Origin of the sequence: Klebsiella planticola (assembly GCF_000783935.2) — a bacterium.
Lineage (GTDB): Bacteria > Pseudomonadota > Gammaproteobacteria > Enterobacterales > Enterobacteriaceae > Klebsiella > Klebsiella planticola.
In genome coordinates this window covers 3,861,895-3,876,316 of the sequence record NZ_CP026047.1, presented here as the reverse complement: position 1 = coordinate 3,876,316, position 14,422 = coordinate 3,861,895, and the positions used below count along the sequence as shown (strand labels likewise).

Below are 14,422 nucleotides of genomic sequence, written 5' to 3'. Positions count from 1 at the left end.
TATATCAAATAAGAATCACCTTATTTTATAATTCCGCGCAATATCTGGCGCCTTCAGAAAATAAATCGCACATCATTCGTTTGTAACGAACAATTATCATTTTTTATCCCCCAATCTTCGCCGATCAGCCGCCCGTAACGCAGGCCTGAGAGCGGATACCGTGAAATCAACAATATTTCTCAATCGCAACAGTCACTTATTGAAATTATTGTTCGCGCGGCCCATTTTTGCGCCGCCTTTTAATTGTAATGATAACCATTCTCATATTAACATATCACTATTGATAACCTGTTCTGAACCTGCTCATGTCTCAGCTTTCCGCCGCCACACCGTTCACGCTCGCCTCGCTGTATCAGGCCCATCACGGCTGGCTGACAACCTGGTTAACCGGCAAGCTGCAATCCGCCTTTGACGCCGATGATGTCACTCAGGATACCTTTCTGCGCGTCATGGGCAGCGAATCTCTGCCCGCTATCCGCGATCCTAAGTCCTTCCTGTGCACCATCGCCCGACGGGTGATGATCGATCTGTTTCGCCGTAACGCGCTGGAACGCGCGTGGCTGGAGATGCTTGCCCAGCTTCCGCAGGCCATGGTCCCTTCGCCGGAACTACAGCACATCCAGCTGGAGACGCTGCAGCAGGTCGATGCCATGCTGGATGGCCTGAGCCGCAAAGCCCGCGCGGCCTTTTTATTTTCGCAACTGGAGGGGCTGACGTATGCCGAGATTGCCGAACGCCTGATGGTCTCGGTCAGCTCAGTGAAAAAATATGTCGCCAGGGCAACTGAGCACTGCCTGCTTTTTCGCCTGGAGAATGGCCTGTGAGTTCCGCATTAACCGAATCCCGTCGCCTGGCCCTGCGTTCCGCATCGCGCTGGTACGCGGTATTAAGCGATGGTCGCGTCAACCCACAGCAAGAAGCCCGCTGGCAACAGTGGTATGAACAAAACCGCGATCACCAGTGGGCGTGGCAGCAGGTCGAAAACCTGCGCCAGCAGATGGGACAACTTCCCGGCCCCCTTGCCAGCCGGACGCTCAACGACAGTCGCCTGACGCGTCGCCAGGTACTGAAAGGGCTGATGCTGCTGGTCGCCGCCGGCGGCGGCTGGCAAATGTGGACCAGTGAACTGGCGGAAGGATTGCGCGCCGATTACCGCACGGCAAAAGGCCTGCCGCTGCGGCAAACCCTCAACGACGGCACTCTGCTGACGCTCAATACCGACAGCGCCGCCGATGTGCGCTTTGATGATCGCCTGCGCCTGGTTCGCCTGCGCTACGGCGAAATTGCCGTTACTACCGCCCGTGACCGCCGACAGCGACCGTTTCGCGTCCAGACCCGAGATGGTTTACTTACCGCGCTGGGCACCGAATTTACCCTCCGCCAGTTTCCCCGTGACACGCGCCTGACGGTGCAACAGCACGCTGTCGAGGCGGTGCTGTCAGGCGGACAGCGCAAGATTGTCCACGCCGGCGAGAGTCTGTGGTTTACCCACGACACCTTCTCCCACCTTCAGCCGCTGAATGGCAGCGACGTAAGCTGGACACAGGGCGTCCTCAGTTTCCGCGATCGTCCCCTGCATGAGGTGCTCGCCACACTCTCCCGCTATCGCCCGGGGATCTTGCGCTGCGATCCCGCCGTCGCCGGTTTACGTCTGAGCGGCACCTTTCCACTGGGCGACACTGATGCGATTTTGCGCATCATCGCGCAGACCCTACCGGTAAAACTGCAGTTTGCCACCCGCTACTGGGTCACTGTCGTCGCGGCCTGAGAAAAAAACAAAAAATTAGCCTTCTCCATTGTCCCTTTTCACCTGCTCGTTCGACTTAACAGGTGATGACAACCAAAAACGATTGTGGAGAACACATGACGCCTTTACGCGTATTACGCAAACCGATGCCTCTGGTGATGGCAATCCGTTTAAGCCTGCTGCCTCTCGCGGGGCTGGTCGCGGCCCCCACATTGGCGGCAACGCAGTTTGACATTGCCGCCGGGGATTTAGACAGCGCCCTGAACCAATATGCCGCCCGCAGCGGTATTACGCTCTCGGCGGACGCCGGCCTGACTCGCGGAAAACACAGCGATGGCCTGCACGGCAGCTATGAGGTGGAAGACGGTCTGCAAACGCTGCTCGACGGTAGCGGGCTGCAGCTGAAGTCTCTGGGCAATCAGGCCTGGACGCTGGAGCCGGCGCCTGCGAATACGGAATCCACGCTGACGGTGGTCGGCGACTGGCTTGGCGACGCCCGGGAAAACGATGTTTTTGAACATGCTGGCGCCCGCGATGTTATCCGCCGCGATGATTTTGCCAAAACCGGCGCCACCACCATGCGCGAAGTCCTGAATCGCATTCCCGGCGTCAATGCTCCGGAAAATACCGGTACCGGCAGCCACGATCTGGCGATGAACTTTGGCATCCGGGGGCTGAACCCACGCCTCGCCAGCCGTTCTACGGTACTGATGGACGGTATTCCGGTACCTTTCGCCCCCTACGGTCAACCTCAGCTATCGCTGGCGCCGGTATCGCTGGGCAACATGGATGCTGTAGATGTGGTTCGCGGCGCAGGCGCCGTGCGCTACGGACCGCAAAACGTGGGCGGCGTAGTGAACTTTGTCACCCGGGCCATCCCGCAGGATTTTGGCATAGCGGGCGGCGTGGAAGGTCAGCTCAGCCCGACCTCCTCGCAGAACAATCCCAAAGAGACCCACAACCTGATGCTGGGGGGGACCGCCGATAACGGACTGGGGGCTGCCCTGCTCTATTCCGGTACCCGCGGCAGCGACTGGCGTGAACATAGCGCCACGCGCATCGATGACGTGATGCTGAAAGGCAAATATGCGCCAAACGCGGTGCACACGTTCAACAGCTTGCTGCAATACTACGATGGTGAAGCCGATATGCCCGGCGGCCTGTCCCGCGCCGATTATACTGCCGATCGCTGGCAGTCCACCCGCTTAAAAGATCGCTTCTGGGGACGACGTCAGCTTGCCAGCCTCGGCTATCAGTTCCAGCCGGATGCACAGCACAAGTTCAACATTCAGGGCTTCTATACCCATACGCTGCGCAGCGGTTATCTGGAGCAAGGGAAGCGCACCACGCTTTCCCCGCGTGAATACTGGGTGCGTGGTATCGAACCGCGCTACAGCCAGAGCTTTATGCTTGGCGCTTCCGCTCATGAAGTCGGCGTCGGCTATCGCTACGTGAATGAATCCACGCACGAGATGCGCTACTACACCCCCACCATCAGCGGCAAGTTGCCCGACACCGCCAGTCCGTACGACCGCGATACCCGCTCTGGCACCGAGGCTCACGCCTGGTATATCGACGATCGTATTGATATCGGCAACTGGACGGTCACGCCGGGCATGCGTTTCGAACATATTGAGTCTTACCAGGATGACAGTCTGAAAGGCACCCGTCAGCAGGTCAGCTATAACGCCCCGCTGCCGGCGCTTAACGTACTTTATCATCTCACCGACAGCTGGAATCTTTATGCCAACACAGAAGGATCGTTCGGTACCGTACAGTACAGCCAAATTGGCAAGGCTGTGCAAAGCGGCAATGTGGAACCGGAAAAAGCCCGTACCTGGGAAGTCGGTACTCGCTACGACAACGGCGCGCTGAGCGCGGAAATGGGACTCTTCCTGATTAACTTCAATAATCAGTACGACTCCAACCAGACCAACGATACCGTCACCGCTCGCGGTAAAACGCGCCACAGCGGACTGGAGACGCAGACGCGTTACGACCTTGGCGATCTCAATCCGCAGCTGGAAAATCTGTCGGTCTATGCCAGCTATGCCTATGTCAACGCCGTCATTCGTGAGAAAGGCGATACCTACGGTAACCAGGTGCCTTTCTCACCCAGACATAAAGGTACGCTTGGCGTGGACTACAAACCGGGTAACTGGACGTTCAACCTCAATAGCGATTTTCAGTCCAGTCAGTTTGCAGACAATGCCAACACCGTGGCGGAGAGCGCTGACGGCAGCAACGGCCGCATTCCGGGCTACATGCTGTGGGGCGCCCGCGTCGCCTATGATTTTGGCCCGCAAATGGCCAATCTCAACCTGGCATTCGGCGTGAAAAACATTTTCGACCATGAGTACTACACCCGCTCATACGACGATAACAACAAAGGCATCTATGTCGGCCAGCCGCGGACCTTGTATCTGCAAGGTGCCATGACATTCTGATGACGACCTGGGGGTGAGCAAAAGGTTGTGCGGGTATTCCGTCACCGTCCCGCCATAGGGCGGTGACGGTGACGTTTTAGCACGCCTTTCAGCCTTGATGCCGACGTTTGGCGCTGTAAAGGCGTCTCGCCCCCGACAACTCGCGAGGAAACTGCGTCTCCGTCAGCGGCGGCCGGCAAGCGTTCATCACCCCATCACGCATCTTGTTCTAAAATTCGTTTTGCCGACGATCGAATCAGATATGTATCATCCCGGCAGCGAGATAACGCAAGTGGCTCACGACAATGTATTTTCTTTTTATGAGCAAAATGATTAACTGACGTCTGTTAAAAACTTTTTCACGCTTTTATGCGTCTTTGTCGCCATGCATTTCGGGCTTGAGTATTGCTATAAATGAAATTATTTCGGGATTTACTCGCCGATCATTTCGCCACGTACTGGCGTCTCTACCCTCTGCTGGCGTTATCTGGATACAGACCACCGGAATGAGCCGATATTATCCCAATCACGCGGATGGAGAAAAACGATGCGTCTCGCCTTAAAATCAGCATTGATGCTAACCACGCGCGTTATACAGATAATCAACCCGGAACTTCAGTTGCATATGCAACGCACGGCGCTAATTGCTCTCGAGCTCGCGTTAGCTCTGGAACTGCCGCGGTCGCAGCAGCAGACCATATTTTGCGCCGCACTGCTTCACGATATTGGCGTGCTCGGGGATAAGCGAATCGTCACTTCGCTGAATGACATTGATAATATCGAAGACCCCCACCAGCATCGGGGCGCCGAGATGCTCGGCGGCTTACCCACCTTCGCGCCTGTTTTGCCTGTTATTCGCCATCACCACTTTAACCCGGCGTATAAAGGTAACCTCGAAGAGCATATCGTTTTTTTTGCCGATGCTTTTGAACGTCTGCTCTCCAGCGGAAATATCACCACAGATCATCACCCCGACATTATCATCGACACCTTTCGCACATCGCATCATGAGATTGATCCGATGCTCTGTGACACCGTCTGCCAGCTCGCGCAAAAAGAGCATTTCTGGCTGCATCTTCATCCCGGACATATCCAAAGGATGCTGGAGATCATCGGCCCGATTAACGAGCTGTACATCGATATCGACGGGCTGAAAGATATTTGTTTGTTAATTGCCAAAATTGTCGATACCTACAGCAGCTTCACCGCCAGTCACAGTATTATGGTCGGCGAAATATCCTGCCTGCTGGCAACCTATATGCATCTGCCGGAAGAGGAGTGTAAAAAAATCGAGATTGCCGGCTATTTGCACGATATTGGTAAAATTAATATCCCGTTGGATATCCTGGAAAAGCAAAGCGAACTCACGCCTGATGAACTGCGTCAGGTGCGAGAGCATAGCTATATGACCGGTGAAATTCTCAGCGCCTTTAGTGAACTCGGTGAAATCATTAACTGGGCGGCCAACCACCATGAAAAACTCGATGGCAGCGGCTATCCGCTGCATCTGAATCAGGATTATCTGCAACTCCCTGACCGTATCATCGCCATTGCCGATATTTTTACCGCCCTGACCGAAGATCGTCCCTATCGCGTTGCCATGCGTTATCAGGATGCATTACAGCTGATAGAGAACGATGTTATAAATGGCGCCCTGGATAAAGATGTTTTTTGTACGTTATGCCAGCATGCCGACACGCTACATAGCACGATTATTCGGAAAAAACGCGACTAACCCTCTGCCCGCAAATGGGCAGAAGCGGGTTCTATAATTAGACGTAACGTCATTTGTTCATCTGCATGCAAGGAAAATTCGGGTGAGAATCTCCACCATGACCAACTGGGCCTACGGGATCACCGTTTGCCTGACCATCACTTCCGGTATTGCCATGCTGATGGCGTCCAACGCGGAGACCGCCGAACGCCAGGTCGTACAACAGCGGCAGATCTTCGACCAGCTAACCGAAACGGTTGAAACCGAGAGCTGGGAATTATCCGACCTCGCTCGCGCTTACGTCATTAACAAAAACCCGGATGTGTTACAGGAATACCGCCAGCAGGCCCGTTCGCTGACGACAATAGAGCACCGGCTGGAAAAGCTGAAAGATCGGGGAGCGACGCCGCAGGAGCTGATGTTGCTGCGCGAGGGGCTGCAGATAGCGGATGAGCTGCAGGATGAACAGCAGGCCGCGCTTGCCAGTATTGAACGTGGAGCAGACAGCGAGGCGCTCACCCTGCTCTACGGCAAGCCTTATGAACAGGAGCTGGAACGGGTACAGACCCAGATCGATCACTTCCGCCTTATGCTGGAAGGCCGGGCCGCCAGCGCCATTGCGCAAGCCACGGAAAAATCGCACACCTGGCGTACGTTATCAGAAATAATGGTCGCGCTGACGGCGCTGATGTTCCTGTTTGTCCTCGGATTTATCCTGCAACGGCGGGTATTGTACCCGGTTGTTCGTTTAAGTGATGTGGTACAACGTCTTGCCTCACAGGATTATGCCGTCGAAGCCCCCCAGTTCACGCAGATCGATGAGATTGGCGATATGGCCCAGGCGATCCGTATTTTCCGCGAAAATGGCCTGGCGCGTCAGCGTCTTGAGCAAGAGCGGGATGCCGACTGGGCGATTCGGGAACTGCTGGCGCGCATGACGCAGCGTCTGCAAGGCTGCGAATCTTTTGACGATGTTATCAAGGTCGCCGAGCTCTTCGCTCCGAATATCGCCCCCGCAATTCCCGGGCGCCTGTATGTTCTCGAAACCAATCCCTGGCAGTTGCGCTGTGTGGCTCAATGGCTCTCGCCGCCGGATGAACCCGAGGTCTTTTATCCTGACAACTGCTGGGCCGTGCGCCGTGGATTAAGCCATCCGCCGGTCAATGGTGAGCCTGACATCGCCTGCACCCACCTGCCCGACGCCTGCATTCATCAATCGCTTTGCGTGCCGCTGGTTGCGCAAGGAGAAGCGATCGGCCTGCTCTCCTTCAGGAATGTCACTCCCGCCACCGCCCCTTCTCGCGCCTATCTGGAGCTGATGGCCGAAGCGCTGGGTCTGGCGCTGGCAAACCAGCGTCTGCGCAGCGCGCTGCTGGAGAAAGCGCTGTTTGATTCGCTGACCGGGCTGCGTAACCGTCATCATCTGGATGATGCCCTGCATACGCAAATCAATCTCGCGGTGCAAAACCATGCTCCGCTGAGCTGCCTGATGATCGATATCGATCACTTCAAAACGATTAACGATCGGTATGGTCATGAAGCCGGCGATCTGGTGATCAAGAGCGTGGCGGTCATTGTCCAACGCGCGGTACGCGACAAAGGCATGGCTTTTCGCTACGGCGGCGAGGAGTTTCTGGTGCTACTTGCCGGCGCCAATGAAGAGACGGCCCGGGCCTGCGCAGAGGAGATTTACGACAGTGTCCGCAGCCTGACCCTGCGCGATGGTCTCACCGAGATTGGCCAGGTGGATGTCTCAATCGGCATTGCCAGCTTCCCGCAGCATACCCAGAGCGACAGTCTGCTGCGAGCCGCGGATGCCGCACTTTACCGGGCCAAAGAGCAGGGGCGCTCCCGGATAGTCAGTTTCGGCATGCTGAAATCCGACTAAACGCCATACGGGGATAAGCTGTCTGCTTATCCCCGCAACAGCAAATGGGTGGCTATCCCCCATTTCACCAGCGATAACCGACCTTCCGCGCGCTCCAGAACCGAGTAGCTGCCATTCAGATGCGCATAGCGGGGAAAGTTCTCCGCACCATGGCCGTCAAGCGTAGAGATAACCGCCTGCATGACCTGGCCATGAGAAACCACGCACACGCACCGGTCCCCCGCCTCACCGGCTTCAAGCAGCGCCGCTGTTGTTCTGGCGACGGCAGCGGCCAGCGACTCGCCGTGCGGTGGCGTCACGTGCGGATCGCCGGAGTAGATCGCATCGAACAACCTCCGCTGCTCGTCGTTGAGCTGCGAGTAGACCGTTCCCTCTAATGGCCCGAAGCCCCGTTCAATGAGCCGCGCGTCAAAACGGATAGGACAGGCAAAATGGGCCGCGATCGGCGTGGCCGCCGCGACGGCGCGACCTGCGGGAGAAGAGACCACCCGATCGATCTTCTCACCGTCAAGCGCGCGGATCAGCGCCGCAATTTGTCTATGCCCGCGCGCGGTTACCGGGCTATCAAGGTGCCCCTGCAGGCGGTTAACGCCATTCCATTCAGTTTCACCATGTCTTACGAGCAATATTTTCATTAGCAGCATCGGGTTACCCGTTATCGGGCAACATTACCATCCGTCGGGAATAAAAAGAAAGCGATGCCCGGCCCGGCTTTCCCTGACGCGCACTCCGTGACGGTCAGAGCACCCGGCAGGACAGAAAATCAGACCGCTGCACTCAGGACGTTGTCCGCGTTCTGATCTCCACAACGCGGATGGCAGATAAAATGAAATAAGGATGATATGATCTTCGGCAAATGATACCGGCATTAACCTAAGGGCCTACTTAATGAATAATGAAATACCGCTAAAGTATTATGACATCGCCGATGAGTACGCGACGGAATGCGCAAAGCCGGTCAGTGAATCAGAACGCGAACCTCTGGCGCACTATTTTCAACTGCTGCTCACTCGTCTCATGAACAACGAGGAGATCAGCGAAGAGGCCCAGGCAGACATGGCGCGCGAAGCCGGTCTCCCCGCGGATCGTATCGATGAGATCGCGATGTTCCTTAATCAGTGGGGCAATGAGTAGCCTCAGCAGGGCTCTCTGGCCAGGATAAACGGGCGTGTTGTTATTCTGACGCACGCTATTCCCCCTCGCATAGCCAAAATTTATCGTCCAGACTGAAAGCAAAGGCGTGGTCTGCGCAGGCGTTGTGCATTACACTGCGCGCTGCAAAAATTGAGTTAATACACGATTAAGTAGGTGGTAACGGCGATGAACGGAACAATCACAACCTGGTTTAAAGATAAAGGTTTTGGATTTATCAAAGATGAAAACGGCGATAACCGCTATTTTCATGTGATTAAGGTCGCCAATCCTGATCTGATTAAGAAAGATGCGGCGGTGACCTTCGAACCCACCACCAATAACAAGGGTTTGTCAGCTTATGCGGTGAAAGTGGTGCCGGAAAGCAAATACATCTATATCGCCGGCGAGCGCCTGAAGCTCACGTCGATCAAATCCTACCTGGTCTACAGCGAAGAAGTGCCTGCCGATACCCGCATTGATAAAGAAAATGCGGTGCTGTCCGTGGGGATCCTGATGAGCAGCATCAAGCCGAAATCCGACGTTAAGCCCGGTGACATGCGTTCGCTGAAAAAACTGGCGATCACCACTTTTCAGGGAACGACATTGATCTTCTCAGAAGATGAGATTGACATTGATGCCACGGTGAAACTGCTTAAAGTCTGATTGCCTTCTGACCGCCCCTGGGCCGACATTCTGCCGCTTTCTGCCGCAGCCTGGCGGCCCTTCAAACCGCTCTCCATACGCCTGCTCTTGCCGCCGGTTCTGCGACTGCATTGCAATATGGCGGCCATAATGCAAGCCCTGTGCGGCGTCCATTGGGGCCGACCTCCGGTTAACACAGCGTGGGGATGTGTTCATTGATGCCATGATTGGCCGAATGGCACAAATGGAAAGATGCCCCTCCCGCCTCCTGTGCACAATCACTTCCGTGTTCATGCTTGTCACTCACAAGGAGTCAGTTGATGTTGAGAGGTAAAAGAGCCGTTATTACGGGCGGAGGAAGCGGATTTGGGCAGGCGCTGGCCGTCTGGCTGGCCCGCGAAGGGGTCAGCGTCGATTACTGCGCCCGGCGCCCGGCGGATATCCAGGAAACCAGCGCTCTGATCGCGGCGGAGGGCGGGACGGCGCAAGGATACCTGTGTGATTTAGCGCAACCGGCATCCATTGCGCAGTTTTCGGCGCAGCTATTACAGTCTGAGACGCCGGTGGATATTCTTATTCTTAATGCGGCGCAATGGTTGTCCGGCAATTTAGACGATCGCTCGCCCCCGGAGATCGTCGATACCCTTCATTCCGGGTTAACAAGCTCGGTGTTGTTAGTTCAGGCGTTATTACCGGCATTAAGACGCTCGGAGCAGGCGGATATTGTATCCATGATCTCCGCCTGCGGTATCCCGCACTTTACCGATTCAATCGCGCATCCTGCTTTCTTCGCCAGCAAGCATGGTCTGAGCGGGTTTACCCAGACGCTCTCGCACCAGCTGGCGGCTGAAAACATCCGCGTCACCGGGCTGTATCCGCCGGATTTTGAACTGAGCGGTTTAGACGAACATGTCGACGATAGCGTCAAAATGGGCGAACGCCTGCTGAACGGGCGATCGGTCTGGGAAACCATTCGCTTTGTCCTCACTCAGCCCCGCAGCTGTCATATCAGCACCCTCTATTTTCAGGGGCCTACACGGGAAGATCTCGCGCGCAAGAGCCGCCTGCGCGAATAAGTACAACGTTCGACGCAGGACTCTCCGCCAGCCTTGGCGCAGTGAGGCTGCTCTTCGACCATGAAGATGACTCATGTTGTAATGAAATTATGTCGCTTTCACTCATCCAGGGACTCTGGCATAAAATATGTTCTATTAATCAGAGACAATATGATGATTACTGAATGACATAACCAGATAAAAAGAAAGGATATGCTGGGATTCAGGGAATACATTCAGTTTTCATATCAGACTTAGGGTGCACCATCGCGATGAATAAAGATTTTACTTTTACGATTAAGCGTAGTTGTTTTGACGCGCATTATAACCCCGCTGAAAATACGCGAATTACAACCAATTTCGCGAATTTGGCCAGAGGGGAAAACCGCGAGGACAACTTACGTAACACGCTGACGATGATTGACAATCGTTTTAATGCGCTGGCGTACTGGGATAACCCACAAGGCGATCGTTATTCTGTCGAACTTGAAATTATTTCAGTTGAAATGACACTCAATGACCAGCACCGCAGCGGCAGCTTTCCGGTCATTGAGATCTTAAAAACAAACATTCTCGATAAAAAAACGCACGAACGTATTGACGGCCTCGCCGGGAATAATTTCTCTTCTTACGTACGCGATTATGATTTTAGCGTGCGGTTGTTAGAGCATAACAAACAGCAATCCGCATTTAGCATCCCGGATGATTTTGGTGAGTTACATGGCAATATCTTTAAACACTTCGTTAGTTCTACTGTATACCAGCAGAACTTTAACAAACCGCCGGTAATCTGCCTCAGCGTATCGAGCAAAGACACCTATCAGCGGACGGGAAATCAGCATCCGGTATTGGGTATCGAATATCAGCAAAATGGCTCGTCGTTGACTGAACAATATTTTTCCAGGATGGGATTAAAGGTTCGCTATTTTATGCCGCAGAATAGCGTTGCACCGTTAGCGTTTTATTTTTCTGGGGATCTGCTTAGTGATTACACTAATCTTGAGCTTATCAGTACCATCAGTACGATGGAGACATTCCAGAAAATTTACCGGCCTGAAATTTACAATGCCAATGCCGCCGCAGGGCAATATTATCAACCGAACCTGAATCACCAGGATCATTCATTAACAAAAATTGTTTATGATCGGGAAGAACGCAGCCAGCTGGCGATCGAGCAGGGAAAATTTACTGAAGAGCATTTCATCAAGCCTTACCAGAATATTCTTGAGAAATGGTCTGCTGGCTACGCGCTTTAATTTACCGAACATACAAGGCTTTCTATTATGAAAAAATTATTACCCACCTCGACGGCTGGCAGCTTACCTAAACCTTCCTGGCTGGCAGAGCCTGAGAAACTATGGTCGCCCTGGAAATTACACGATCAGGAATTAATTGAAGGGAAAAAAGATGCGCTAAGCCTGTCCCTGTATGATCAGCTACGCGCAGGAATTGACATTGTCAGCGATGGCGAGCAAACGCGCCAACACTTTGTCACCACCTTTATTGAGCATCTCAGCGGCGTGGATTTTGAGAAACGCGAAGTGGTGAAAATTCGCAATCGCTATGAGGCGAGCGTGCCGACGGTCGTGGGTGAAGTGGCGCGTCAGAAGCCGGTTTTCGTTGAAGATGCCCGTTTTTTACGTCAGCTGACCCGACAACCTATTAAATGGGCCCTGCCAGGGCCGATGACGATGATCGATACCCTCTATGATAACCACTATAAAAGCCGTGAAAAGCTGGCCTGGGAATTTGCCAAAATTCTCAATCAGGAAGCGAAAGAATTAGAGGCGGCGGGTGTCGATATTATCCAGTTTGATGAGCCGGCATTTAATGTCTTTTTTGATGAGGTGAATGACTGGGGGATCGCTGCGTTAGAAAGAGCGATTGAAGGACTAAAATGTGAAACGGCGGTACATATCTGCTATGGATATGGTATCAAAGCCAATACTGACTGGAAAAAGACGCTGGGGTCAGAGTGGCGCCAGTATGAAGAGGCGTTCCCAAGGCTGCAAACATCGAATATCGATATCATCTCGCTGGAGTGTCATAACTCGCGTGTCCCCATGGACCTGCTTGAGCTGATTCGCGGCAAAAAGGTGATGGTGGGCGCGATTGACGTGGCAACCAATGCTATTGAGACCCCGGAAGAGGTCGCCGGTACGCTACGTAAAGCGCTTGAGTTTGTCGATGCCGATAAGCTTTATCCTTCGACCAACTGCGGGATGGCGCCCCTCTCTCGTCAGGTCGCCAGAGGCAAGCTCAATGCGTTAAGTGCAGGCGCAGAGATCGTCCGCAAGGAGCTGCTGGCGAAATAACGTCAGCGGAGTCAGCGCGCTGAAAGAGAAGTCCGGGTCAGGCGTTCGGATCGCTATCCAGAACCCTGGCCGGAACGAACAGCGCGCAGCAGGACCGAACATAAAGCCTGAAGCCCCGCGCGTTCATCTCCCCTTTCACCGCCGTGCGGCCCGTCGGAATACGTGACTTTTGTCTGCCTCCACGAGCATTAATCGGATAACGTCCTGCTCATATTGATTCCCGTCACCCAAAAGCCGGCAGACGCGTAGACGTGGCGGGCTCGTTGGTTATCTCCGGCCACGCGAAGTCGAATCTGTTCAATCCCCTGCTCTCGCATCTCCCGCTCAAAAGCGCGTAGCGCCTGCGTGCCCAGCCCCTGCCCCTGGCAGGCGTTGAAGATATAAAAATCAAAGATGAACACGGTTTGCGTGGCGGTATCGGGTTTATACCAGAGGTAACCGACGTGCTCGTCGCAGTGGTCTGCCTGGTTAAAGAGACACAGCAAAACCTGCCCGGGCGTATTCACCCCCTCAGGAAGATCCTCTGCGATTTCACGCTTCGCTCTTGCCAGCGAATCCTCCGCGCTAAGCCGATAGTTGGCGGCAATTTCACGCGCGTAATCCGCAATAAAGTATTCCAGATATGCCGGGTATTCTTCTTCGCCCATCGGGCGGAGCATAATCATTGATTCATCCTTTGATAGGGAGCGACATTTTTCGCAGCGAGACGATGCATTCATCCCTTTCAGCGACGCGGCCATTCATAGGCACAGATGACGAACGGCAAGGCCAGCTACCACATTAAATCATCAGGCACTTTGAAATCAGCATACGGATCGTCTTCATCCTGCTCTTCCTGGCTGAGCGCGCTGTGTAACACAATGCTGTCCGCATCGCGCTGCGCAATTTTATCCGCGACGTTAGCCGGAATAATCGCGTATACGCTCTCGCCGCTGCTGTCTGTCACCAAACGCGCGATCGCGAGACGGCCGCTAATCAGTTGAGCCTGAATCAGCTTATCGACAAAAATTTTTTTAATGAGATTGTTGTCGGTAAAGTTAAAGCCAATGTCGCCTTTTGCCGGAACAATCCGGTTCATTTCAATCAGCTGCTTGACCTGAGCTTTATATTCTTTGGCTAAAGCGGCCTGCTTTTGCTGTTCGCCCAGCAGCTTATCGCGTTCGAGCTGCGCTTTTTTGTTTTCTTCCACCGCCTCTCGCGCTTCACGCGCCTGTACCCGTGATTTTTTGGCCGTTCTTTGCACTTTAGCGACCTTTTTGCTGGTCACCAACCCGGCTTTCAGCAGCTGCTCTTGTAAGGTGAGTTTTGTCATTTCGTCTCTGAACCCGTTGAGAAATTTCTGCGATTATAGCGGGAATGTTGGCGGCTATACCAGGACTGCATCGCCGGAAGGCGGCCTGGTTTATGGAAGACGCCGCCCTTACAGGTAGAGGGAACCATAGCGGCTATGAGCGAAAATAGACATTGGATATAAGTGAGCAGGAGTTCTCCTGAATGTTTT

The 14,422-nt window shown here is 54.0% G+C and carries 13 protein-coding genes; 10 read left to right on the top strand and 3 right to left on the bottom strand.

What is annotated here, in order from left to right; all coding sequences use genetic code 11:
* Positions 1–305: 305 nt before the first annotated feature.
* The 5 genes from fecI to MC50_RS18665 all read left to right on the top strand — a co-directional run bounded on the left by fecI (position 306) and on the right by MC50_RS18665 (position 7,775).
* Positions 306–824 carry a ferric citrate uptake sigma factor FecI gene (gene fecI, locus MC50_RS18685; RefSeq protein WP_032688290.1) on the top strand — a complete coding sequence of 173 codons (519 nt, stop codon included), beginning with the start codon at positions 306–308 and terminating at the stop codon, positions 822–824.
* Entirely contained in the window at positions 821–1,768 is a 948-nt protein-coding gene (gene fecR, locus MC50_RS18680) for a ferric citrate uptake sigma factor regulator FecR (RefSeq protein WP_032688291.1), read from the top strand. The genes fecI and fecR overlap by 4 nt, the downstream gene beginning before the upstream one ends.
* 95 nt (positions 1,769–1,863) lie before the next feature.
* Positions 1,864–4,194 (top strand): TonB-dependent Fe(3+) dicitrate receptor FecA, encoded by a 2,331-nt coding sequence (fecA, locus tag MC50_RS18675; RefSeq protein WP_102990898.1) that lies wholly within the window; start codon positions 1,864–1,866, stop codon positions 4,192–4,194.
* Between the two features lie 526 nt (positions 4,195–4,720).
* A complete protein-coding gene (locus MC50_RS18670; RefSeq protein ID WP_032688293.1) occupies positions 4,721–5,908 on the top strand; it encodes an HD-GYP domain-containing protein in 1,188 nt (395 codons plus the stop codon).
* Between the two features lie 82 nt (positions 5,909–5,990).
* Positions 5,991–7,775 (top strand): sensor domain-containing diguanylate cyclase, encoded by a 1,785-nt coding sequence (locus MC50_RS18665; protein WP_047664685.1) that lies wholly within the window; start codon positions 5,991–5,993, stop codon positions 7,773–7,775.
* Positions 7,776–7,801: 26 nt separating this feature from the next.
* Here the strand turns inward: MC50_RS18665 and MC50_RS18660 are convergent, their stop codons facing one another.
* Positions 7,802–8,410, bottom strand: coding sequence for a histidine phosphatase family protein (locus MC50_RS18660; protein WP_032688362.1), 609 nt, complete (start codon positions 8,408–8,410; stop codon positions 7,802–7,804).
* A gap of 253 nt (positions 8,411–8,663) precedes the next feature.
* On the opposite strand from MC50_RS18660, the gene MC50_RS18655 reads away from it, so the two are divergent.
* From MC50_RS18655 to MC50_RS18635, 5 genes are all read left to right on the top strand, one after another.
* Entirely contained in the window at positions 8,664–8,909 is a 246-nt protein-coding gene (locus MC50_RS18655) for a YmjA family protein (protein ID WP_032688295.1), read from the top strand.
* A gap of 186 nt (positions 8,910–9,095) precedes the next feature.
* Positions 9,096–9,572: a cold-shock protein gene (locus MC50_RS18650; RefSeq protein WP_004860714.1), complete on the top strand. Its 477-nt coding sequence runs from the start codon at positions 9,096–9,098 to the stop codon at positions 9,570–9,572.
* 299 nt (positions 9,573–9,871) lie between these two features.
* Positions 9,872–10,627, top strand: coding sequence for an SDR family oxidoreductase (locus MC50_RS18645; RefSeq protein WP_047664683.1), 756 nt, complete (start codon positions 9,872–9,874; stop codon positions 10,625–10,627).
* Between the two features lie 251 nt (positions 10,628–10,878).
* On the top strand, positions 10,879–11,862 hold the full coding sequence (locus MC50_RS18640) for a DUF1852 domain-containing protein (RefSeq protein ID WP_032695763.1): 984 nt from the start codon (positions 10,879–10,881) through the stop codon (positions 11,860–11,862).
* Between the two features lie 27 nt (positions 11,863–11,889).
* On the top strand, positions 11,890–12,921 hold the full coding sequence (locus MC50_RS18635) for a methionine synthase (RefSeq protein WP_032688297.1): 1,032 nt from the start codon (positions 11,890–11,892) through the stop codon (positions 12,919–12,921).
* A gap of 188 nt (positions 12,922–13,109) precedes the next feature.
* On the opposite strand, the gene MC50_RS18630 is transcribed toward MC50_RS18635, so the two are convergent.
* Positions 13,110–13,586, bottom strand: a complete 477-nt coding sequence (locus MC50_RS18630; RefSeq protein ID WP_047664682.1) for a GNAT family N-acetyltransferase — start codon at positions 13,584–13,586, stop codon at positions 13,110–13,112.
* 107 nt (positions 13,587–13,693) lie between these two features.
* Positions 13,694–14,233 (bottom strand): DUF2058 domain-containing protein, encoded by a 540-nt coding sequence (locus MC50_RS18625; protein WP_032695761.1) that lies wholly within the window; start codon positions 14,231–14,233, stop codon positions 13,694–13,696.
* Positions 14,234–14,422: the final 189 nt, after the last annotated feature.

What these genes read in the sequence shown, in the direction of transcription:
- MC50_RS18625 (WP_032695761.1), bottom strand. Translation starts at nt 14,233, where the DNA reads ATGACAAAACTCACCTTACAAGAGCAGCTGCTGAAAGCCGGGTTGGTG.
- MC50_RS18640 (WP_032695763.1), top strand. Translation starts at nt 10,879, where the DNA reads ATGAATAAAGATTTTACTTTTACGATTAAGCGTAGTTGTTTTGACGCG.
- fecA (WP_102990898.1), top strand. Translation starts at nt 1,864, where the DNA reads ATGACGCCTTTACGCGTATTACGCAAACCGATGCCTCTGGTGATGGCA.
- MC50_RS18630 (WP_047664682.1), bottom strand. Translation starts at nt 13,586, where the DNA reads ATGATTATGCTCCGCCCGATGGGCGAAGAAGAATACCCGGCATATCTG.
- fecI (WP_032688290.1), top strand. Translation starts at nt 306, where the DNA reads ATGTCTCAGCTTTCCGCCGCCACACCGTTCACGCTCGCCTCGCTGTAT.
- MC50_RS18635 (WP_032688297.1), top strand. Translation starts at nt 11,890, where the DNA reads ATGAAAAAATTATTACCCACCTCGACGGCTGGCAGCTTACCTAAACCT.
- MC50_RS18670 (WP_032688293.1), top strand. Translation starts at nt 4,721, where the DNA reads ATGCGTCTCGCCTTAAAATCAGCATTGATGCTAACCACGCGCGTTATA.
- MC50_RS18655 (WP_032688295.1), top strand. Translation starts at nt 8,664, where the DNA reads ATGAATAATGAAATACCGCTAAAGTATTATGACATCGCCGATGAGTAC.
- MC50_RS18650 (WP_004860714.1), top strand. Translation starts at nt 9,096, where the DNA reads ATGAACGGAACAATCACAACCTGGTTTAAAGATAAAGGTTTTGGATTT.
- MC50_RS18645 (WP_047664683.1), top strand. Translation starts at nt 9,872, where the DNA reads ATGTTGAGAGGTAAAAGAGCCGTTATTACGGGCGGAGGAAGCGGATTT.
- MC50_RS18660 (WP_032688362.1), bottom strand. Translation starts at nt 8,410, where the DNA reads ATGAAAATATTGCTCGTAAGACATGGTGAAACTGAATGGAATGGCGTT.